Genomic DNA, 22,238 nt, shown 5'->3' with positions numbered 1-22,238 from the left:
GTGTCCTGCGGGACGGAATGGACAAGCAGTCGGACATTTCGACTTTAGTGAATGCGCACCATCGGATGATCCTTGCCGGTCCGACGCCGGAGCGCCACGCCGGCCGCCGAGGATGAGCGCCATGAGCAGCTTCGACCTCGCAAACCCCGAGCACGCCTACATGTTCGGCTTCATCCAGGCGGACGGGCACCTCAGCGAGGATTCTCGCAACCGAGGGCGGCTACGAGTCGAGCTGTCGGCACGCGACCTCGCCCTCCTGCTGGAGTTCCAGCGGATCTGCCCCTGGCCCAGCAGCGTCACCAGCCGGACCAGGGCCACGAACTTCGCCGATGCCCACGCCTCCGTCTCCTGGTCGGTCCACGCGCGTGAGTTCAGGACGGCGTTGAAGGAGCTCGGGCTGCCGGCGGGCCGGAAGTCGACCACCGTCGCACCGCCAGTAGCGCCGTTCGCCCCACGCGACTACCTCCGCGGGCTGATCGACGCCGACGGCTCGGTGGGACTGACGGGAACGGGCAAGCCGTTCGTTGCCCTGACCACCGCCAGCGACGCCCTGATGCGTTTCTTCCGCGACTACGCGCAGGACCTCACCGGCGCCCGGCGCACCCTGAACCGCAACGCCCGCGACGCCGTCTACAACGTGCTCTACAGCAACGAGGAGGCCGTCACGCTGGCCCGTGACCTCTACTACCCCGGGTGCCTGGCCCTTCCGCGCAAGCAGGCGGCCGCACTCGGTGTCACCGCCTGGCTCCGGCCACCGGGGAGCCGCAAGGTCCTCCGGAAGGTGTGGACGGCCGAGGAGGACAGCGCGCTCCTGGCCGCCGCCCGCCCGGAGGAGGCCGCCGCCCTGCTGGACCGCTCGGTCAGCAGCTGCTCCATGCGCCGATGGCGCCTGCTGGGACCGGAGAAGGCCAGGGTGCGGTTCCCCCGCACCCCGGCCACCTGAGATCAGCCCTTCACGCAGACGACCTGCTTGAGCTGCGCGACGACCTCGACGAGGTCCTTCTGCTGGGCGATGACCCGCTCGATCGGCTTGTACGCGCCCGGAATCTCGTCGACCACACCGGAGTCCTTGCGGCACTCCACGCCCTTGGTCTGCTCGGCCAGGTCGTGCGCGGTGAAGCGCTTCTTCGCCGCCGTCCGGCTCATCTTGCGGCCGGCGCCGTGCGAGGCCGAGTTGAACGAGTCCTCGTTGCCGAGACCACGGACGATGTACGACCCCGTACCCATCGAGCCGGGGATGATCCCGTAGTCGCCCGAACCGGCCCGGATCGCGCCCTTACGGGTCACCAGCAGGTCGACACCGTCGTACCGCTCCTCCGCCACGTAGTTGTGGTGGCAGCTGATCATCTCGTCGAAGGCCACCTTCGCCTTCGGGAACTCACGCCGCACGACGTCCTGGAACAGCGCCATCATCATGGCCCGGTTGTTCTTGGCGTACTCCTGGGCCCAGAACAGGTCCTGCCGGTAGGCAGCCATCTGCGGGGTGTCCGCGATGAAGACGGCGAGGTCCCGGTCGATCAGGCCCTGGTTGTGCGGAAGCGAACGGGCCACGGTCATGTGGTGCTCGGCCAGCTCCTTGCCGATGTTGCGCGAACCGGAGTGCAGCATCAGCCAGACCGAATCGGACGTATCTACACATACCTCAACGAAATGATTGCCTGATCCGAGTGTCCCCATCTGCTGCATGGCACGCTCACGCCGCCACTTCACATCTGACGCCACACCGTCGAAGCGGCCCCAGAAGTCGTCCCAGCCCGCCGTCGCGAAGCCGTGCAGCTTTCCCGGGTCGACCGGCTCGGAGTGCAGCCCGCGGCCGACCGGGATGGCCTGCTCGATCTTGGAACGCAGCCGGGACAGGTCGTCCGGCAGATCCTTGGCGGTGAGCGAGGTCTTGACGGCGGTCATCCCGCAGCCGATGTCGACCCCGACCGCGGCCGGGCAGACCGCGCCCTTCATGGCGATCACGGAGCCGACCGTCGCCCCCTTGCCCAGGTGGACGTCGGGCATCACGGCGAGGCCGTGCAGCCAGGGCAGCGTGCTGATGTTGCGCAACTGGTCCATCGCCTGGCTCTCGACGGTGGCCGGGTCGGTCCACATCCGGATCGGAACGCGGACGCCGGGAACCTCGGTGTACGACATGGCGGTACGACCTCCCAGGGTCGGTTGGTTCAAGCGTAGAAGAGTTGCCGCGCGAGATGTCCCGGCGTGGCTCGGGGAAGTCCTGTGGCTGCCGCGCTCAGGCCGACGGTCGTCGGCCGGTCGATCGCCGGAGGGACGGTCGTGGGGAGCGTCGACAGATGTGCTCGACCCGCATGGTGACCGCCTCCTTCCGTGATCCGTCGCAGCGGTTGCGGGAGTTATCTACCCACACTCCGGGCAGCGGGCGCAACGCAATTGGGGCCGCTGCTCATCGCTAGTCCTGGCCGGCGCCGGTGGCCCGCCAGAGGTCGTGGAGGCCCTGGGCCAGCGTGATTCCCGGCTGCCACCCCGGGGCTCGGCCGGCCCGGGAGATGTCGGCCTGCTGCCAGGCCACGCCGGCCGAGCGCGCCGAGCCGGGCCCGTTCTCGGCGACCGTGCCGCCGTAGCGGCTCGCCGCGACGAGGCCCTCGGCTATCGCGCGCACCGGCCGGGCGCGCCCACTGCCGATGTTGATGATCCGCGGGAGGCGGGCCGGTGTGCGGGCGGCGGTGACGACCGACCGCGCGATGTCGCGCACGTCGACGAAGTCCCGGTGGCCTGCCAGGGATCCCATCCGGACGACGGTTCCGTCGGCCGCCCCGGACCGCACCGCTCTGTGGAGTTCCGTGGCGAGACGCCCCGGCAGCCTCGACGAGGTGCGAGCCTATGAATCCCTCGGCGCCGGTGACGGCAACGGTCTGCGTGTCTTCCCCTGTCTCGGCCGGTCGGTGGCAGGCCGCTCGGCCCTCGGCCGGTCTGCGGATGTGCGAGGGGCCCGGCGGAGCTGCTGCTCCACCGGGCCCGCGGGGTCCGTGGTCAGTTGGCGATCACGGTGACGTCGCCGATGCCGAGTTCCTTGACCGGTTCGGCGATCACGGAGGCGTCGCCGACCAGGACGGTGACCAGGCGGTCCGGGGGGAAGGCGGCGACGACGGCCTCGGTGGCCGCGTCGGTGCCGAGTTCGGCGAGCTCGCGGTAGACCTCGGCCTGGAAGTCGTCGGGCAGGTACTGCTCGACCTGGTCGGCGAGGGTGGCGGCGACGGAGCCGGCCGTCTCGAACTTGAGTGGGGCGACGCCGACCAGGAACTGGACGGCGTCCTCGCGCTCGGCGTCGGTGAGGCCCTCGGCGGCGAGGGTCCGCAGGATGGTCCAGGTGTCGGCGAGGGCGGGGGCGGTGGAGGCGGTGTCCACCGAGCCGCTGATGGCGAGCAGGGCGCGGCCGGAGCCGTCGGCCGCGGAGCGCAGCGGCTGGGCGAAGGAGCGGACGCCGTAGGTGTAGCCCTTCTCCTCGCGCAGGACGCGGTCGAGGCGGGAGGTGAGGGTGCCGCCGAGGCAGTAGGTGCCGAGGATCTGGGCCGCCCAGGCGGGGTCGTGGCGGTCGGGGCCGATCCGGCCGATCAGGAGCTGGGTCTGGACGGAGCCGGGGCGGTCGACGATGACGACGCGGCCGGTGTCGTCGGCGGTGACGGGGGCGTGCACGCTGGGGGCGTCCGTGCTGCCGGTCCAGCGGCCGAGGGTGGTTTCGAGCAGCGGGATCAGGTCGATGCCGGTGAGGTCGCCGACGACCACGGCGCTGGCGGTGGCCGGTCGGACGTGGGCGTCGTAGAAGGCCTGGACGGCGGGGCGGTCGATGGTCTTGACGGTGTCGGCGGTGCCGCTGCGGGGGCGGGAGAGGCGGTCGGCGTCGTCGAAGAGGGTGGCGTAGAGGGCCTTGGCGGAGCGCCGCGCCGGGTTGGCCTGCTCGTGGACGATCTCGTCGAGCCGGTTGGCGACCAGGCGCTCGATCTCGTCGGTGGGCAGGGCGGGGGCGCGCAGGGCGTCGCCGAGCAGGGTGAGTCCGCGTTCGAGGCGGGAGGCGGGCACTTCGAGGGAGACGCGGATGGCGGGGTGGTCGGCGTGGGCGTCGAGGGTGGCGCCGGCGCGTTCCAGCTCGCCGGCGTACTCCTCGGCGGTGAGGGTGTCGGTGCCCTCGCTGAGGGCGCGGGCGAGGATGTTGGCGACGCCGTCCAGGCCTTCGGGTTCGGCGGCGAGCGGGGCGTCGATGACGATGTCGACGGCGACCAGCTGCTGGCCGGGGCGGTGGCAGTGGAGCACGGTGAGGCCGTTGGCCAGGGTGGCGCGCTCGGGTGCAGGGAAGGCCCACGGGGTGGGGGTGCCGGGCCGGGGCTGGGGGTGGAAGGTCATCGCGGGGGTGGGGTCGGTGCTCATGCCGCCGTCTCCTCGGTGGTCGTGTCGGCGGTGGTGTCGTCGTCGGTGGTGGGTTCGTAGACGAGGACGGCCCGGTTCTCGGGGTGGAGTCGGGCGGCGGCGACGGCCCTGACCTCCTCGGCGGTGACGTCGAGGACCTTGGTGAGGGCGTTGTTGAGCAGCTCGGGGTCGCCGAACAGGACGGCGAAGCGGCAGAGTTCGTCGGCGCGGCCGGCGACGGTGGTGAGCCGGTCGAGCCACTCGCGTTCGATCTGGGCCTGGGCGCGTTCGAGTTCCTCGGCGGTGGGGCCTTCGGTGGCGAAGCGGGCGAGTTCCTCGTCCGCGGCGGCCTGGATCTGCTCGATGGTGGCGTCGCCGGAGGTCTTCACGTCGAGCCAGCCGAGCGAGGGTGCGCCGGCGAGGCGGAGCAGGCCGAAGCTGGCGGCGACGGCGGTGCGGTCGTGCCGGACCAGGCGGTTGTAGAGGCGGCTGGATTCGCCGGAGCCGAGGATGGTGAGGGCCAGGTCGGCGGCGTCGGCCTCGCGGGTGCCGTCGTGCGGGAGGCGGTAGGAGGCCATCAGCGCGCGGGAGGGGACGTCCTCGTGGATGACCTCGCGGACCTCGCGGCCGAGGGTGTCGGGGAGGGTGCCGTCGCGCGGGGGCTGCTTGCCGTCGTGGGCGGGGATGCTGCCGAAGTACTTCTCGACCCAGGCGATGGTCTGCTCGGGGTCGAGGTCGCCGACGATGGAGAGCACGGCGTTGTTGGGCGCGTAGTACGTGCGGAAGAACGTGCGGGCGTCCTCCAGGGTGGCCGCGTCCAGGTCGGCCATGGAGCCGATCGGGGTGTGGTGGTACGGGTGGCCGTCCGGGAAGGAGAGTGCGGTGAGCTTCTCGAAGGCGGTGCCGTAGGGCACGTTGTCGTAGCGCTGGCGGCGTTCGTTCTTGACGACGTCGCGCTGGTTCTCCATCGAGGTCTCGTCGAGGGCGACGAGCAGCGAGCCCATGCGGTCGGCCTCGAGCCAGAGGGCGAGCTCCAACTGGTGGGCGGGCATGGTCTCGAAGTAGTTGGTGCGCTCGAAGCTGGTGGTGCCGTTGAGCGAGCCGCCGGCGCCCTGGACCAGCTCGAAGTGGCCGTTGTTGCTGACGTTGGCGGAGCCCTGGAACATCAGGTGCTCGAAGAGGTGGGCCAGGCCGGTGCGGCCCTTGACCTCGTGTCGGGAGCCGACGTCGTACCAGAGGCAGACGGCGGTGACCGGGGTGAGGTGGTCCTCGGACAGCACCACCCGCAGGCCGTTGGCCAGGCGGTGCTCGGTGATGGCGAGGCCTCGGGTGGAGGCGGGAGCCGGGTTGGCCATGCGGGTTTCCGGTCCTTTCGGGGAAGCGGTCGGTCTTCCGTGGAGGCGGGAGGCGTTCCGTCTTCGGCTTGGTCAGGGGGCGGATGGCGTTCCCCCATTGTGGTGTAACGCGCAACGGTGCGTGATGTGTCCGCGCGCGGGGCGCGTTCGCCACGGGCGGAAGCGGGGGCGGCGGGTGGCCTGCGGCAGTGGCTGTCGGCGGGAGGGTCCACAATGGGGGGCGCCGTGCCTCCGTACGGTTCGACTCAGTTATCACAGACTCGGTCCGACAAGATCTGACGCAGCCGACTGACGCAAGGGAGCCCCGCCGCGATGGCCCGCCGCAGTTCGCCCACCCCGCCGCCCGGAGACTTCGAGGAGCGGATCCTCGATGTCGACGTCGTGGACGAGATGCAGGGCTCGTTCCTTGAGTACGCCTACTCGGTCATCTACTCCCGCGCCCTGCCGGACGCGCGGGACGGCCTGAAGCCGGTGCACCGGCGGATCCTCTACCAGGCCAACGAGATGGGCCTGCGCCCGGAGCGCGGGCATGTGAAGTGTGCGCGGCTGGTCGGCGAGGTGATGGGCCGGCTGCACCCGCATGGTGACGCGTCGATCTACGACTCCGTGGTGCGGATGGCGCAGCCGTTCTCGATGCGGCTGCCGCTGATCGACGGGCACGGGAACTTCGGTTCGCTGGGCAACGACGATCCGCCGGCCGCGATGCGGTACACCGAGTCGCGGCTGACGGCCGCGTCGATGGCGATGGTGGAGTCGATCCACGAGGACACCGTCGACTTCGCCCCGAACTACGACGGCAGTGAGCAGGAGCCGTCGGTGCTCCCGTCGGCGTTCCCGAACCTGCTGGTGAACGGCACGTCCGGGATCGCGGTCGGGATGGCGACCAACATGCCGCCGCACAACCTGGCGGAGGTGGTGGCGGCCGCGCGGCACCTGATCAAGCACCCGGGTGCGGACCTGGAGACGCTGATGCGTTTCATCCCGGGTCCGGACCTGCCGACGGGCGGCCGGATCGTCGGGCTGTCGGGGATCCGGGACGCGTACGAGTCGGGCCGCGGCACGTTCAGGATCCGGGCGACGGTGTCGGTGGAGGCGGTGACGGCCCGCCGCAAGGGCATCGTGGTCACCGAACTGCCGTACAGCGTCGGTCCGGAGAAGGTGATCGCGAAGATCAAGGACCTGGTCGGTTCGAAGAAGCTGCAGGGCATCGCGGACGTCAAGGACCTGACCGACCGTGAGCACGGCCTGCGGCTGGTGATCGAGGTCAAGAACGGCTTCGTGCCGGAGGCGCTGCTGGAGCAGCTGTACAAGCTGACGCCGATGGAGGAGACCTTCGGCATCAACAACGTGGCGCTGGTGGACGGCCAGCCGCTGACGCTGGGCCTGAAGGAGCTGCTGGAGGTCTACGTCGACCACCGCTTCGAGGTGGTGCGCCGGCGCAGCGAGTTCCGGCGGCGCAAGCGGCAGGACCGGCTGCACCTGGTCGAGGGTCTGCTGGTCGCGCTGGTCGACATCGACGAGGTCATCGCGATCATTCGTTCCAGCGACGACGCGTCGCAGGCGAAGGACCGCCTGATGGCCCGGTTCGGGCTGTCCGAGACGCAGACGGCGTACATCCTGGACACCCCGCTGCGCCGGCTCACCCGGTTCGACCGGGTGGAGCTGGAGAGCGAGCAGGCGAAGCTCAACAAGGAGATCCAGGAGCTCACCGAGATCCTGGAGTCGGACACCAAGCTGCGCAATGTGGTGTCGGGCGAGCTGGCCGCGGTGTCGAAGCAGTTCGGTACCGAGCGGCGGACGGTGCTGCTGGAGGCGGGGACGGTGCCGAGTGCGGCGCTGTCGGTGCCACTGGAGGTGGCGGACGACCCGTGCCGGGTGCTGCTGTCCTCGACGGGTCTGCTGGCGCGGACGGCGGACGGCGAGCCGCTGGAGTCGGGCGGTTCGCGGGCCAAGCACGACGCGGTGGCCTCGGCGGTGCCGGCCACCGCGCGGGCGGACGTGGGTGTGGTGACGACGGCGGGCCGGGTGCTGCGGCTTCCGGTGATCGACCTGCCGGCGCTGCCGCCGGGCACGTCGGCGCTGGCGGGCGGGGCCGCGGTGAGCGAGTTCCTGCGGCTGGAGGCCGGGGAGCGGGCGCTGGCGCTGACCACGCTGGACGAGTCGTCGCCGGGTCTGGCGCTGGGGACGGCGCAGGGTGTGGTCAAGCGCGTGGTGCCGGAGTGGCCGGCCAACAAGGACGAGTTCGAGGTGATCGCCCTCAAGGAGGGTGACACGGTGGTCGGTGCGGTGGAGCTGCGGACGGGCGAGGAGGACCTGGTGTTCATCGCCTCGGACGCCCAGCTGCTGCGCTATCCGGCGGGTCAGGTCCGGCCGCAGGGACGGCCGGCCGGCGGTATGGCGGGTATCAAGCTGTCGGACGGCGCCCGGGTGCTGTCGTTCACGGCGGTGGACCCGGCGGCGGACGCGGTGGTGGTCTCGGTCGCGACCGGGTCGGACACGCTGACCGGCGGCGAGCAGACCAGCTGGAAGGTCACGCCGTTCGAGCAGTACCCGCGCAAGGGGCGGGCGACCGGTGGTGTGCGGTGCCAGCGCTTCCTGCGTGGCGAGGACGCCCTGGTGTTCGCCTGGGCGGGCGCGGAGCCGGCCCACGCGGCGGGGGCGAACGGCTCGCCGGTCCAGCTGCCGGAGCGGGACCCGCGCCGGGACGGCTCGGGGTCGCCGGTGACGGCGAAGATCGCGGCCATCGGCGGGCGCCTGTAGCGCCGGGCCGGTGGACATGAGGACGGGGGCGCCTGCGGGCGCCCCCGTCCTCATTGGTCGCAGCCCGCGCGGTCCGCACGGCCTGCCGGACTCCCTGCGCGTACGGACCCGACGCGTGCCCTGCGCCCCCGGAAGGCCTGCGGCAGCGCCGATCCGGGCCGGTGGACGACGAGTAGGGTTGGCCGGGTGAGCACCTGTACAACGCTGTCCCGCGAACTGACCGAGCCGCTGGCCGCGACCGCGGCGACCGCCACCACCTGGGTGCTGGTGGAGCAGGCCGGCCCCTGGGGGGCGAAGGCGCTCACCGAGAGTCACCTGGACCCCGAGCTGGGCCGGACCCTGGACCGGGCCGCGGCCGGCACCGGGGTCCGGATCGCCCTGATCCGCAGGCCCGGGCGCCACGCGGACCTGCGGCCCGAGGCACTGCGCCAGGTGATCGTCGCGCACACCCGGCCGGGTGCCTCCTGGGTGCGCAGGATGAGCGTGGCCGATCCGGCGGAACTGCGGGCGCTCGACTTCACCGCGCTCGGCGCGGGCGTGCACGGCGGCCTCGGCAGCGAGCACGTCGGCGACCCGATCGCCCTCGTGTGCACCAACGGGCGGCGGGACCAGTGCTGCGCGGTGCTCGGACGGCCGCTGGCGGCTGAGCTGGCGAGCGCCGGCCACGCCGAGGTCTGGGAGGTCACGCACCTCGGCGGGCACCGGTTCTCGCCGACCATGCTGGTGCTGCCGTTCGGCTACGCGTACGGGCGGTTGAGCGGCGCAGCCGCCAAGGAGGTGCTGACCGCGACGGCGAACGGGCACACGGTGCCGGAGTGGTCGCGGGGGCGTTCCTGCTGGGAGCGGCCCGGGCAGGCGGCCGAGCAGGCGGTGCGCGGGCTGACCGGTGAGACCGGGGCCGAGGAGCTGACGTTGGTTCAGCGGGCCGGTGGCGAGGGGCGGTGGGCCGTCGTGGTGACGCACCGGGACGGGCGGCGCTGGCGTGTTTCGGTCGTCGCCGGGGTCAGCGAGCCGCCGCGGCCGGAGAGCTGCGGGAAGGCGCCGGGGGTGCCGGTGCGGATGGACGTCGTTTCGGTCGAGGCGTTCTGAGGGGGCGTCCGGGCCGGGCCGGCGCCACTGGCGGGCGGATGACAGATTTCACCATCTGTCATCCGCCCGCTGTCGTTCGCCGCCCGTCATCCGCCATCGGTCGCCGGCCATGGGCCGCCGAACCCACGCCTGACGCCCGACCGAACGTTCCGGCGCCGATTCAAACGTGAGACAACCCACAGTGACTGTTCCGTCACAGATATGACATGCTCGCCACAGCAAGCCAACCGGCTCTGATTCAAAGGAGAACAGCGCCATGATTTCGCGTATCGCAAGCCTGGTGGCGGCAACGGCCGGAATCCTCGCCCTCACCGTCGGCCCGTCCACCGCTGCAGCCCCGGTGAAGGCCTCCTGTCCCAGCCTGGCGAACACCCCGTGCGCCTGGCATCAGCCCACCGGCGCCGGCGTCGTCGGCTCGGCCCGGATCAGCGCCGCCAGCAGCAGCCAACTCACCCTCCTGCGAGTGGAGGTGAAGATCCAGCGCGCCTGGGGCAGCCCGTGGGAGACGGTCGCCTCGGCCACCCGCGTCCAGACGGGCTCGATCCAGCTCAGCACGCCGGTCGTCACCACCGAGTTCCTCACCCTGGTCTGCGCCACCGGGGGCCCGGCCGGCCGGGCCGAACTCCAGTCGACCACCTGCACCAGCCCGCACTGACGCCCAGTCACCACGGCACGACGGGGCCGCGCCGGGACGTTCGCCGGCCGGCTCCGCCCCCTGCCCACCGGAGAGGTGCAAGTGTAATGTCACACGGCATGAAACCCTCCCGCCATCTCCCCCTGGCCGCCGCGCTGCTCAGCGCGGCGGCGGTGCTGGCAGCCCCGCCGGCCCACGCCGACGCGGGCACCTCGGCCGGCTGCCGCACCACCGTCGCCGCACCCGACCGCGAGCAGAGCAGACTCCGCGACCCGCGGACCGCCGCCCTCACCGACCGGGCCGGGCTGACCACCTTCACCGCCCGCTTCCCGGCCGCCCTGTGCAGCGTCCGGAACCCGGTCGAGGCGGGGCAGTTGATGGACTCCTGGGGCGAGGCGCTGTGGCAGTCGGCGGTCGGCCGCGCCCAGGGCCGGCGTCCCGGCGGCGACCTGGCCCCCGGGGACGACCGTCCGCTGTACTGGACCAGAGTCGCGATGACCGCCCAACTCGCCTCCTGGCAGCCGGGTTTCCCGGTCGACACCTCGACCCTGCGAGCCCGTTTCGAGGACGCCTCCCGCGGCCTCACCAACAACGGTTTCAGCACAACCCCCGGCGTGCGACGGGTGTTCATCAGTGGCTTCGACCCGTTCGGCCTCGACGGGGACATCCGGACGGCCAACCCCTCGGGTTCGGCCGCCCTCCGGCTCAACGGCCGCAAGGTGCCCCTGGCGAACGGCGGCACCGCCGAGATCCGGGCCGTCGTCCTCCCGGTCCGGTACGAGGACTTCGACCGCGGGATCGTCGAGCGCGCCTTCGGCCCCAGAATGGCCGCCGGACCGCGGTCGGCCGATCTGATCACCACGATCAGCCAGGGGTACCCGGGACTGTTCACCCTGGAGGCCTGGGCCGGGCGGGCCCGCTCGGCGGATCCGTACCCGGACAACCAGGGCGCGCTCTCCGGCGGCAGCTACGACCACCCGGTCGACGCGCCGGGTCTGGGCCCGGGCGCGGAGTTCATCGCCACCACCCTGCCGACGGACGCCATGACGGCAGCGACCCAGACGCCGTACCCCGTCCTGCTCAACACCCAGGTCAGCGAGATACCGGCCGGGCAGAGCGAGCCGGTGGACCTGCCCGACGGACCGACGCCCGGCTCACGTGCGGTGGCCGGCGGAGGCGGCGGCTACCTCTCCAACGAGGTCGCCTACCGCAGCAACCGCCTCCGCCTGGAGCTCGCCCCCGCCCTCCCCGGCGGGCACCTGCACACCCCGGTGCTGACCGGCCTGCCCTCCGACCGGGACCGGCTCACCGGCCCCGACTTCGAGCGCAACGAGAACGAGATCACGGCGGAGATCCTCACCATCCTGACGTCCTGACCGCGGCCCGACCGCGCCGGCGGGGGCCGGACTCACACCGCGCCGGCCCCCGTCAGCGACCGGACCTCCAGCTCGGCGTACCGGTCCGGATCCGGCATCTCCCGCGAGGTCACCGTCCCGATCCAGCCCGCCAGGAAGCCCAGCGGGACGGAGACCAACCCCGGGTTCTCCAACGGGAACCAGTGGAAGTCCACCCCGGGCACCAGGGAGGTCGGCGAGCCGGAGACGACCGGTGAGAACAGCACCAGCAGCACCGCGGGCACCAGCCCCCCGTACACCGACCAGACCGCACCGCGGGCGGTGAACCGCCGCCAGAACAGGTTGAAGAGCAGGGTCGGCAGATTGGCCGAAGCCGCCACGGCGAACGCCAGCCCGACCAGGAACGCCACGTTCAGCCGCTGGGCGAACAGGCTGAGCACGATGGCCAGAGCGCCGATCACCACGGCGGAGACCCTGGCCATCACCACCTCCTGCTGTTCCGTCACCTCCCGCTCGTCCGGACGGCGCCAGGCGCGGGCGTAGAGGTCGTGGGCGAAGGCGGCCGAGGACGCCAGGGTCAGCCCGGCGACCACGGCGAGGATGGTGGCGAAGGCGATCGCCGAGATCAGCGCGAACAGCACCACGCCCGCGGTCGACCCCGCGCCTCCGCCCAGATCCAGCGCGAGCAGCGGAACGGCGGTGTTCCCCGCCGGGTTGGCCGCCCGGATGTTCGGCGCACCGACCAGCGCCCCCGCTCCGAGGCCGAGCACGACGGCCATCAGGTAGAAGCCGCCGACCAGGGCGATGGCCCAGATCGTGGAGCGCCGGGCGGCCCGCGCGGTGGGGACGGTGTAGAAGCGGCTGAGGATGTGCGGGAGCCCTGCCGTGCCGAGCACCAGCGCGAGGCCGAGACTGACGAAGTCCAGCCGGCGGGTCGGGCTGCCGCCGTACCTGAGCCCGGGTTCGAGATAGCGGTACCCCGCCCCGCTGCGGTGGGCGGCGGAGCGCATCAGCTCGGCCACGTCCCCGTGGAAGCGGGCCAGCACCAGCACCGTCAGCAGCACCGAACCGGCCAGGAGCAGCAGCGCCTTGACGATCTGGATCCAGGTGGTGGCGCGCATTCCGCCGACCGTCACGTAGACGATCATCAGGGCGCCGACCGCCACGATCGTCCAGGCCTTGGCGGCAGCGCTGTCCGTGCCGAGCAGCAGGGCCACCAGGCTGCCGGCCCCGACCATCTGGGCGATCAGGTACAGCAGGGTGACCACCACACTGGCCGTACCGGTGGCGGCCCGCACCGGGCGCCGGTTCATCCGGACCGCGAGCACGTCGGCGAGGGTGTAGCGCCCGGCGTTGCGGACCAGTTCGGCGACCAGCATCAGGACCAGCAGCCAGGCGACCAGGAAGCCGATGCTGTACAGCACGCCGTCGTAGCCGTAGAGCGCGATCAGGCCGGTGACACCGAGGAAGGAGGCGGCGGAGAGGTAGTCCCCCGACAGCGCGAGGCCGTTCTGCAGCGGGCCGAAGCCGCGGCCGCCGACGTAGAAGTCCTCGGCGGCCTGGCCCCGGCGGCCCACCCAGAGAGTGATCGCCAGAGTGATCAGCACGACCACCGCGAAGAGCGCGACCGCCAGGCCGTGGTGCGGGCCGACGGGGGCCGGGGAGGAGGACAGGGCGCCGGTCATCGCAGCTGGTCCTGGGTGTCCCAGCGCAGTTCCAGGGCCGCCCGGTCGCGCTCGGTGCGGGCGTTGCGGGCGTACAGCCAGGTGAGCACGAAGGTCGAGGCGAACTGCAGCAGCCCCAGCAGCCAGGCGACGTTCACCGGGCCGGCCAGCCGGATGCGCATCAGCTCGGGCGCCGCGGCCTGGGCCAGGACGTAGAGCAGGTACCAGCCGAGGAAGAGCCCGGTGGCCGGGAAGGCGAAACCGCGGTAGCTGCGGCGGATCTCCCGGAAGGCCGGGCTCTGCTGCACGGCGCGGTAGACCTGGCCGGCCTCGACACCGGCGTGCGGACCAGCGGCAGGGGCGGGCGGCCCTACGGGGACGGCGGCGGGCGCCTCCCCGACGGCGGTCCCCTGCCGGGCCACGGCCGGCGCGGCCGTCCGGGCTCCGGCCCGGCCGGCCGGCGTGGTCGCCGTACGCCCGGCGGGCTCGGCGGCCCACCAGTCGAACCTCTCCTGCTGTGCCACTGGAGCTCCATGGCCGGGCCGCTCCGCATGGGGGCGGGCGTCGGGTTCGCCGCCGGAGCGGGTGCTTCCGGTAAGCGCTGACCGGTCCAGGATCCGGTGCGATCCGCCTGGCCGGGCCCGGTTGCAGATACGTTCACCCAATCAGGTGGCGTACGTGGCCAGCACCACCTCGGTGGCCGGGTGCCAGGTCCGGATCCGGCGGGTCGCCTCGACGCCGTCGCAGCGCGGCATCCCAAGGTCCATCAGGACCACGTCGGGCGCCGGCTCGGCGACCGGGGCCAGGGCCTCCTCCCCGTCCGCGGCCGCGCCGACCACCTCGACAAACGCCCAAGGGCTCGCCACCCGGGGGTGGAGAGCCCTTGGGGGAACCGGCCGGTCAGGCGTCGATGCGCGAACGGTCGAGGGTGGCGGCCGAGTTGACGATGAAGTCCCGGCGGGGCGCCACGTCGTTGCCCATCAGCAGGTCGAAGGCCTTCTCGGCCGAGTCCAGGTCGACCAGGTTGATCCGGCGCAGGATGCGGTGGCGCGGGTCCATGGTGGTCTCGGCCAGCTGGTCGGCGTCCATCTCGCCGAGGCCCTTGTAGCGCTGGATCGGGTCCTTCCAGCGCAGCCCCTTGCTCTGGAAGCCCAGCAGGGTGCGGCGCAGCTCGGCGTCGGAGTACGTGTAGTGGTACTTCTCCTGGCCGCGCTTGGGGTTGGTGAGCTCGATCCGGTGCAGCGGGGGGACGGCGGCGAAGACGCGGCCCTTCTCGACCATCGGGCGCATGTAGCGCTGAAAGAGCGTCAGCAGCAGGCAGCGGATGTGCGAGCCGTCGACGTCGGCGTCGGCCATGAAGATGACCTTGCCGTAGCGGGCCTGGTCGATGTCGAAGGAGCGTCCGGAGCCCGCTCCTATCACCTGGATGATCGAGGCGCACTCGGCGTTCTTGAGCATGTCGGCCACCGAGGCCTTCTGCACGTTGAGGATCTTGCCGCGGATCGGCAGCAGGGCCTGGAACTCGGAGTTGCGGGCGAGCTTGGCGGTGCCGAGCGCGGAGTCGCCCTCGACGATGAACAGTTCGCTGCGGTCGACGTCGTCGCTGCGGCAGTCGGCCAGCTTGGCGGGCAGCGAGGAGGTCTCCAGGGCGGTCTTACGACGCTGGGCCTCCTTGTGCTGGCGGGCGGCGACGCGGGTCCGGGCGGCGGCGACGATCTTCTCCATGACCGCGCGGGCCTGGACCTTCTCGTCCTTCTTGGTGGAGGCGAGGAAGGCCTTGAGCTCCTTGGCGAGTACCGCGGAGACGATCCGGTTGGCGGCCGAGGTGCCGAGCACCTCCTTGGTCTGGCCCTCGAACTGCGGCTCGGCGAGCCGGACGGTGACCACGGCGGTGAGGCCTTCGAGGGCGTCGTCCTTGGTGATGTCGTCCTCGGCGACCCGCAGCAGCTTGGCGGAGCGCAGTACCTCGTTGACGGTCTTGGCGAGCGAGCGCTCGAAGCCGGTGACGTGGGTGCCGCCCTTGGGGGTGGCGATGATGTTGACGAAGGAGCGCAGGGTGGTGTCGTAGCCGGCGCCCCAGCGCAGGGCGATGTCGACGCCGAGGGTCCGGGTGACCTCGGTCGGTGTCATGTGGCCGAGCTCGTCCAGGACGGGGACGGTCTCCTTGAAGGTGCCCTCGCCCTGGAGCCGGAGCACGTCGCAGACCGGCTTGTCGGGGGCGAGGAACTCGCAGAACTCGCCGATGCCGCCGTCGAAGCGGAAGGTCGCCTCGTCGACCTTCTCGCTCTCCGTCAGCCGTTCGTCACGGACGACGATGGTGAGGCCGGGGACCAGGAAGGCGGTCTGCCGGGCGCGGCTGTGCAGGCTCTCCAGCGAGAGCTTGGCGTCCTTGAGGAAGATCTGCCGGTCGGCCCAGTAGCGGATCCGGGTGCCGGTCCGGCCGCGGGGGGCCTTGCCCTTCTTGGTGAGGCCGTTGGCGGCCTCGAAGGGGGCGTCCGGGCTGAGCTCGGTGAAGATGCCGGGCGTGCCGCGGCGGAAGCTGATGGCGTGGGTGTGGCCGCCGCGGTCCACCTCGACGTCCAGTCGGGCGGAGAGCGCGTTGACGACCGAGGCGCCGACGCCGTGGAGGCCGCCGGAGGCGGCGTAGGAGCCGCCGCCGAACTTGCCGCCGGCGTGCAGCTTGGTCATCACGACCTCGACGCCGGACAGCCGGGTCTTCGGCTCGACGTCGACCGGGATGCCGCGGCCGTTGTCACGCACCTCGACCGACCCGTCACCGTGCAGCAGCACCTCGATCCGGTCGCAGTAGCCGCCGAGCGCCTCGTCGACCGAGTTGTCGATGATCTCCCAGAGGCAGTGCATCAGACCACGGCTGTCCGTCGAGCCGATGTACATACCCGGCCGCTTGCGGACGGCCTCCAGGCCCTCGAGGACGAGCAGGTGCCGTGCGGTGTAGTTGGAGCTGTCCTCCCCGGCGACCAGAGCGGACGGCACGGACGTTTCAGCACTCACTCGCTGCACTCCTCAATGACGTTCTGACTCGGCTGACCGGATGGTGCGGCCGCCCCGGGGGGACGCCCCGCTCTCTCAGCAACTGAGACACCGGCCTCCCGGCTCCGTTCGGCTTGTACGCGCTGCGCGAACAAGACCTTCACCGGGGCCGGGTGCTCCAGGGTGCCATCTCCACCTGACACCACGGTTCCTGGCGGGCCGTAGAACCGGGAGCAGGCGGCGGAGCTGCTGGGATGCAGGCTATCGGGGCCCGGGACGGGGCTTATGCTCCAACCCAGCAGAGGATTATGCTACGCGGACCCCGGACATCGCTTCGCTAGGACGTTCGAGGCCGATCGGCGGGTCGTCGGATTCGGTACGCATGAACCACCGGAGCCCGGGGCACGTCCTCATCAACAACAAGACTGCAGAATCCTCGAACCGAGAAAAGCCACGAGCGGGAACGAAATCGACCTGGTTGGATGTTGACCCTGGTACGACAGCTCGTCGAGCTAGAGAAGAGGCGACGTGACTACTGTTCTGACCCCTGCGAGCCCGCTCACCGCGGCTGAGCGCTGCGACCGGTGCGGCGCCCAGGCCTACCTGCGCGTTGTCCTCGCGAGCGGCGGAGAGCTGCTCTTCTGCGCCCACCACGGGCGGAAGTTCGAGCCTGAGCTCAAGAAGATTGCCGTGGAAATACAGGACGAGAGCGGTCGACTGACCGCGACGCCCGCCACGGCCGGCGAAGACGAGCGTTGATCTTCGCGCTCGCCCCGACGAGCTGAATCGGTCTTCAGGGCCGATGGGCCGGTCGACAGGCTTCCCAGCCTGTCGACCGGCTCTGGCGTTTCTCCGGCACCTCGAGTGACGGCGGGATCACTCACTGACGCCACATCGAGTGGCCTTCACCACAACGCCGGTGGCCGCACCGGGTGCCGGCCCGGCCGGAGCCCCGGCGGTCGGTCGACTCCAGGTCACCATGCCAGCACGGAACGTACATCGTCGGCCACGGCCGCGATCCGGGTGTAGACGCCCGGGTGGGCGGCCTCCGCACAGCCCGTGCCCCAGGAGACCAGGCCGACCAGCCGCCCGGCCACCACCAGCGGGCCGCCGCTGTCGCCCTGACAGGCGTCCTTTCCGCCGTGCTCGGCCGCCGCGCACACCATCGTCCGCGCGTCGAAGACGCTCTCGGCACCGGGCGGGTACGCGTGGGAACAGTCCGTGTCCGGGATGATCGGCACCTCGACCTCGCGCAGCGTCGGCGAGTACCTGCCCCGGCCCGTGGTGTCTCCCCAGCCGAAGACCTGCGCCGTGGTGCCGGGCGCGTACGGCTCGGTCTCGCCCTGGCCCACCATGTCGATCACCTCCCGGCCGGTCTGCGGCTCGGCGAGGGTGAGCACGGCCACATCGCGCTCGTTGGTGGCGAAGTTGTAACCCTCGTCGACCCAGACGTCGCGGACCGCGACCTCCTGACCCTGGCGACCGTTGAGGTCGTCCCGGCCGAGGATGACGCGCAGGCCCGGCCGGTCGGTGCGGCGGCCCGTGCTCTCGTTGTAGAAGCAGTGCGCCGCCGTCACCACCTTCGTCCCGGAGATCAGCGCCCCGCCGCAGAACTGGCCGGAGCGCGCGCTGCCGAACTGCTCCCGGCTGGACAGCGCCACCATCCACGGGTGGTCCTTGGTGCCGACGCTCCAGCCGCCGACGATCCGGCGCTGCGCGGCGGCCGGCGCGGCCGATGCCAGCGTGAGCATCGGGGCGGGCAGGGCCGAGAGTGCGAGAAGGGCGACCGCTCGGCGGGAACGGCCGACGGCGGCCGACGAGCGTCGGGGCAGGTGGGCGTCCGAGCTGGGCAACACCGGGTCTCCCAAGATGGTTCGACAGCAGCCAACCGGCACAGCGTAGTCGAGCGGACACCCTGCGTACCGGAGGCGCCCTGCGGGCCACCCGGACGAGTGATCGCCAGGCCACGGCGGCTGACGGCGCGGGCAGTGCGGCCGGCCGCCGACAGGGGCCCCGAACGCCGAGGAGCCCGGCACACTCCCCTCGACGGGGACGTGTGCCGGGCTCCTCGGTAGGGCCCGAGCCTCTTAGTCCAGGTAGTCGCGCAGCACCTGGGAGCGGGACGGGTGGCGCAGCTTGGACATCGTCTTCGACTCGATCTGGCGGATGCGCTCACGGGTGACCCCGTAGACCTTGCCGATCTCGTCGAGCGTCTTCGGCTGACCGTCCGTCAGGCCGAAGCGCATCGAGACCACGCCGGCCTCACGCTCGCTGAGCGTGTCGAGCACGGAGTGCAGCTGCTCCTGGAGCAGGGTGAAGGAGACCGCGTCGGCCGGGACGACCGCCTCGGAGTCCTCGATCAGGTCACCGAACTCGCTGTCGCCGTCCTCGCCGAGCGGGGTGTGCAGCGAGATCGGCTCGCGGCCGTACTTCTGGACCTCGATGACCTTCTCGGGGGTCATGTCGAGTTCCTTGGCCAGCTCCTCCGGGGTGGGCTCGCGGCCCAGGTCCTGGAGCATCTGGCGCTGGACGCGGGCCAGCTTGTTGATGACCTCGACCATGTGCACCGGGATGCGGATGGTGCGGGCCTGGTCCGCCATGGCGCGGGTGATCGCCTGCCGGATCCACCAGGTCGCGTAGGTGGAGAACTTGTAGCCCTTGGTGTAGTCGAACTTCTCGACCGCACGGATCAGGCCCAGGTTGCCCTCCTGGATCAGGTCCAGGAAGAGCATGCCGCGGCCGGTGTAGCGCTTGGCCAGCGAGACCACCAGGCGGAGGTTGGCCTCCAGCAGGTGGTTCTTGGCCCGGCGGCCGTCCTCGGCGATGATCTCCAGCTCGCGCTTGAGCTTCGGCGCGAGCTTGTCGGCGGCGCTGAGCTTGTCCTCGGCGAACAGGCCGGCCTCGATGCGCTTGGCGAGCTCGACCTCCTGCTCGGCGTTGAGCAGTGGAACCTTGCCGATCTGCTTGAGGTAGTCCTTGACCGGGTCCGCGGTGGCGCCGGCGACGGCGACCTGCTGGGCCGGTGCGTCGTCCTCGTCGTCGTCGGAGAGGACGAAGCCCTCCGACTCCTCCTCGGGCTCGGCCTCGGCCTTGTCGGCCGGCAGGGCGGCATCCTCGACCAGCAGCTCCTCGTCGCCGGAGCCCTCGTCACCGCCCTTGCCCGCGGCCTTGGCCGTGGTGGTCTTCTTGGCGGCGGTCTTCTTGGCGGGTGCGGCCGCCTTCTTCGCCACGGTCTTCTTGGCCGGGGCGGGGGCCGCCTTCTTCGCGGTGGCGCCGATCTCCGTGACGGTCTCGACCACGGTGACCTCGGCGGCCGCCGCAGCGGCGACCGCAGCGGCGGACGGGGTCGCCGACGGCGCGATCCGCACCGGGGGCTTGGTGGGGGCGGACGGCGTGCGGGTGGTGACAGCCTTGGTCGCGGTGCGCTTGGTGGTGCTCTTGGCCGCGACACTCTTGCGCTTGGCGCCTGCGGGCTCGGCGGCGCTGACCATCAGATCCACCCCCTCCTCAATCAGCACCTGGTTGAGGCTGCGCATGACGTTCTTCCACTTGGTGACCGGGATCTGGTCCGCCTCGAACGCATGGCGCACGTCGTCACCGGCGATCTGCCCCTGGGCCTTGCCCCGCTCGATGAGCGCGAGCAGAGCCGCGGACTCGGCAATCTCGGGGGGGAGCGAACGGGATGTGCTGGCCGACACGAACAACCTCTCGGACGATGAGTGGACTAGAACCTCGGCCCGGCTGCCCGGGACGGCGGATTCCCGTACCCGCACGACAACGCGCGGTGACGGTTCCGACGACTCGGGGGTGGGGACGTGGACTGGGTCTTTAGGACGGCAGCAGCGCCGCAGACCAACACAGCATTCTGACATGCCCGTGTTGTTCCGGAGCTGCTTCCGCTCCGTACACATCGCTGCCGCCCCTCAAGTGTTACGCATGCTCTTCGTGTCGCCCGTCACATCGCGGCGCGGCGGATCACCAGGGGCTGTTCGGGGGTATCCGGAGAGCCGTTCGAGGGGGCGCGGGAGGCTCCGGGAAAGGCGATGGCCCTCCGGCTGCCCATCGGGCAGCTGAAGGGCCTGGTGCCGTCTCCCGCGGGGGCCTCGCCCCCGTCAGTGCTCGCGGGGGGCCGGGACGGACGGCTCGACCTCCGCCGGGTGGACGGTGAGCAGCGCCCGGATGGCGGCCTCCGCCGCCGTGCCGTCCCCGGTGCCGAGCGCGTCCACCAGCCGGATGTGCAGGCTCAGCGACGGGTCGCAGGGGCGGTCGCAGGTGGTGGTCGGGCCGCCGGACACCTGGAGGGCGCAGCCGACGATGCCGGAGAGGTGCTCCAGCATGCGGTTGCCGGCCATCTGCAGGATCAGTCCGTGCAGCTCCGCGTCGGCGCGGGCGTAGCTGACCACGTCGCCCTGGGCGCCGGCGTGGCCCATGATCTCGGTCAGCTCGACCAGGCGGTGCTGGACGTCCTCCCGGCCGTGGCCCGCGGCCAGCCGGGCGGCCAGCGGCTCGATCGCCCAGCGCAGCTCGAACAGCTCGCGCCGCTGCTCGTCGCGCTGCGGGCCGAAGGCGCGCCACTCGATGATGTCCGGGTCCAGCAGGTTCCAGTCGCCGACCGGACGGACCCGGGTGCCGACGTTGGGGCGGGCACTGACCAGACCCTTGGCCTCCAGCACCCGCAGCGACTCGCGGACGACGGTGCGGGAGACCTCGAAACGCTGACCGATCTCCTCCGGCACCAGCGGGCGGTCTGCACCGAGATCACCGGAGACGATCATCTGGCCGAGCTGCTGGACCAGCTGGCCGTGCAGGCCACGGCCGCGGCTGCTGGTGGTCTTGCGGCCGACCCTGGAGAGGTCGGACTCGGCGCCCTCCCAGCGCGGGGCGGGCGGGGTGGGCCGGTCGGCGTAGGGGAAACGGTCCAGCTCGCCGGGGCCGATCGCGTCGGCCGGGCGGGCTGCGGTCATGGTGGGGTGCGCAAGGGTACTCACACGTCCTTTGTCGGCGATCGGGGGGTCCGCCTTGAGGATTCTCGTGAAAAGCACACGAAAGGGTGATCGCCCGTGACCGGATAATTGACTTCTTATCAGGCAGAAGTCACCATTTCGGACTTGCGATCTGAACGATCCCTGACGGGTGGTCACCGCATCGGAGCGGCAACCCGGTGATCACAGGGCCCGGCGGCGGATCTGCACCAGCACACCCGCCAGCACCAGCAGGACCGCGGGCACCGCGAGGGCGCCCGCCAGCGCGACCGCGCCCGCCGACGGCGACCCGGAGGGCGCACCCAGGTGAAGGACGCCGAGGCCGGACCCGAGGTCCAACCCGTCCAGCCGCTCCAGCCCGTACCGGAACGGCATCAACTCCCGGGCCCAGACCGGCCAGCCGCCGCCGGCCTGACGCAGCGCCAGGCCAACGGCGGGCGCCATCAGCACGGGCAGCGCCGCCAGCAACAGCACACCGGCCGCGGCGCTCCGCACCACCGAGGTGATCAGCAGCCCGGCCCAGCCGCTGAGCAGGACCAGCGCGGCGAAGGCCGGCAACGAGTGGACCAGTGCGGCCGGCGGCGCGGCCGCGAAGAGTTCGGGGCGCAGCAGCGCCGGGTCCGCCAGCGCTCCGACGGTCACCTCCGGCGGCAGCGCGATCCGGACGACCAGCGCGTCCAGCGTCAGGGTGAGGACCGCCAGCAGCAGTGCGACCGGGGTCAGCACGGCGAGCTTGGCCGCCACCAGCGCGAGCCGCCGCCCGAGTCTCACCCGCGACGCCGCCAACCCCGGGTGCCGCACCTCGTGACCGTACGAGAGCGCGCCCAGCGCCCCGGCGCCCAGAGCCGCGAAAGGCAGCGGCAGCAGCGGGACCAGGGCGGTGACGGCACGGACGGCGTCCCGGGCGGACAACGGCCCGCCGGGCAACCGCACGGTGAGCACCGCCGCGGTGGCCACGTTGCAGACCACGACGGTGGCCACGATCAACCAGGTCGAGCGGAGGCTGCGCAGTCGGCGCACCTCGTAGGCAAGTACGCGCACGG

At 71.7% G+C, this 22,238-nt stretch carries 17 protein-coding genes and 1 pseudogene; 6 read left to right on the top strand and 12 right to left on the bottom strand.

The features are described 5' to 3' along the window. The first annotated feature begins 121 nt into the window (after window positions 1-121). Window positions 122-943, top strand: coding sequence for an LAGLIDADG family homing endonuclease (locus tag OG871_RS25580; protein WP_371499641.1), 822 nt, complete (start codon window positions 122-124; stop codon window positions 941-943). A 2-nt stretch (window positions 944-945) separates the two neighbouring features. Here OG871_RS25580 and OG871_RS25575 read toward each other — a convergent pair whose 3' ends face one another. From OG871_RS25575 to OG871_RS25560, 4 genes are all read right to left on the bottom strand, one after another. Continuing rightward, window positions 946-2,139 (bottom strand): RtcB family protein, encoded by a 1,194-nt coding sequence (locus OG871_RS25575; protein WP_371499640.1) that lies wholly within the window; start codon window positions 2,137-2,139, stop codon window positions 946-948. A gap of 274 nt (window positions 2,140-2,413) precedes the next feature. Further along, window positions 2,414-2,824 (bottom strand): NAD-dependent epimerase/dehydratase family protein, encoded by a 411-nt coding sequence (locus tag OG871_RS25570; protein ID WP_371503419.1) that lies wholly within the window; start codon window positions 2,822-2,824, stop codon window positions 2,414-2,416. Window positions 2,825-2,994: 170 nt separating this feature from the next. After that, window positions 2,995-4,362, bottom strand: a complete 1,368-nt coding sequence (locus tag OG871_RS25565; protein ID WP_371503418.1) for a M16 family metallopeptidase — start codon at window positions 4,360-4,362, stop codon at window positions 2,995-2,997. 20 nt (window positions 4,363-4,382) lie between these two features. Beyond that, window positions 4,383-5,720 (bottom strand): M16 family metallopeptidase, encoded by a 1,338-nt coding sequence (locus OG871_RS25560; protein ID WP_371499638.1) that lies wholly within the window; start codon window positions 5,718-5,720, stop codon window positions 4,383-4,385. A gap of 312 nt (window positions 5,721-6,032) precedes the next feature. Here OG871_RS25560 and OG871_RS25555 point away from each other — a divergent pair, with 312 nt between their 5' ends. From OG871_RS25555 to OG871_RS25540, 4 genes are all read left to right on the top strand, one after another. Further along, entirely contained in the window at window positions 6,033-8,480 is a 2,448-nt protein-coding gene (locus OG871_RS25555) for a DNA topoisomerase (ATP-hydrolyzing) subunit A (protein WP_371499636.1), read from the top strand. 186 nt (window positions 8,481-8,666) lie between these two features. Then, complete coding sequence (locus tag OG871_RS25550; protein WP_371499634.1) at window positions 8,667-9,569, top strand: sucrase ferredoxin; 903 nt, start codon at window positions 8,667-8,669, stop codon at window positions 9,567-9,569. Between the two features lie 256 nt (window positions 9,570-9,825). Beyond that, window positions 9,826-10,224, top strand: coding sequence for a hypothetical protein (locus OG871_RS25545; RefSeq protein WP_371499632.1), 399 nt, complete (start codon window positions 9,826-9,828; stop codon window positions 10,222-10,224). Between the two features lie 98 nt (window positions 10,225-10,322). Then, entirely contained in the window at window positions 10,323-11,579 is a 1,257-nt protein-coding gene (locus OG871_RS25540; RefSeq protein WP_371499630.1) for a pyroglutamyl peptidase, read from the top strand. Between the two features lie 32 nt (window positions 11,580-11,611). Here OG871_RS25540 and OG871_RS25535 read toward each other — a convergent pair whose 3' ends face one another. The 4 genes and pseudogenes from OG871_RS25535 to OG871_RS25520 form a co-directional block, all read right to left on the bottom strand. After that, window positions 11,612-13,243, bottom strand: coding sequence for a cation acetate symporter (locus tag OG871_RS25535; protein WP_371499628.1), 1,632 nt, complete (start codon window positions 13,241-13,243; stop codon window positions 11,612-11,614). Beyond that, window positions 13,240-13,746, bottom strand: coding sequence for a DUF485 domain-containing protein (locus tag OG871_RS25530; protein ID WP_371499627.1), 507 nt, complete (start codon window positions 13,744-13,746; stop codon window positions 13,240-13,242). Before OG871_RS25530 ends, OG871_RS25535 begins: the two co-directional genes overlap by 4 nt. A gap of 147 nt (window positions 13,747-13,893) precedes the next feature. After that, window positions 13,894-14,067 (bottom strand): annotated as a pseudogene (locus OG871_RS25525) (response regulator transcription factor); the annotation flags it as partial. Window positions 14,068-14,122: 55 nt separating this feature from the next. Then, window positions 14,123-16,234 (bottom strand): type IIA DNA topoisomerase subunit B, encoded by a 2,112-nt coding sequence (locus OG871_RS25520; RefSeq protein ID WP_371499625.1) that lies wholly within the window; start codon window positions 16,232-16,234, stop codon window positions 14,123-14,125. A gap of 507 nt (window positions 16,235-16,741) precedes the next feature. Here OG871_RS25520 and OG871_RS25515 point away from each other — a divergent pair. Next, window positions 16,742-16,972: a hypothetical protein gene (locus tag OG871_RS25515; protein ID WP_371499623.1), complete on the top strand. Its 231-nt coding sequence runs from the start codon at window positions 16,742-16,744 to the stop codon at window positions 16,970-16,972. A 215-nt stretch (window positions 16,973-17,187) separates the two neighbouring features. Here the strand turns inward: OG871_RS25515 and OG871_RS25510 are convergent, their stop codons facing one another. The 4 genes from OG871_RS25510 to OG871_RS25495 all read right to left on the bottom strand — a co-directional run bounded on the left by OG871_RS25510 (window position 17,188) and on the right by OG871_RS25495 (window position 22,236). After that, entirely contained in the window at window positions 17,188-18,066 is an 879-nt protein-coding gene (locus OG871_RS25510; protein ID WP_371499621.1) for a trypsin-like serine protease, read from the bottom strand. A gap of 234 nt (window positions 18,067-18,300) precedes the next feature. Further along, window positions 18,301-19,917, bottom strand: a complete 1,617-nt coding sequence (locus OG871_RS25505; RefSeq protein WP_371499619.1) for an RNA polymerase sigma factor — start codon at window positions 19,915-19,917, stop codon at window positions 18,301-18,303. Between the two features lie 408 nt (window positions 19,918-20,325). Further along, on the bottom strand, window positions 20,326-21,201 hold the full coding sequence (locus OG871_RS25500; protein WP_371499618.1) for a FadR/GntR family transcriptional regulator: 876 nt from the start codon (window positions 21,199-21,201) through the stop codon (window positions 20,326-20,328). A 177-nt stretch (window positions 21,202-21,378) separates the two neighbouring features. Then, window positions 21,379-22,236, bottom strand: coding sequence for a hypothetical protein (locus OG871_RS25495; RefSeq protein WP_371499617.1), 858 nt, complete (start codon window positions 22,234-22,236; stop codon window positions 21,379-21,381). Window positions 22,237-22,238 lie beyond the last annotated feature (2 nt).

The sequence above is a fragment of the Kitasatospora sp. NBC_00374 genome (assembly GCF_041434935.1).
Classification (GTDB): domain Bacteria; phylum Actinomycetota; class Actinomycetes; order Streptomycetales; family Streptomycetaceae; genus Kitasatospora.
The sequence above is the reverse complement of the archived record's forward strand: the minus strand, read 5'-3'. Positions and strand labels throughout refer to the sequence as shown.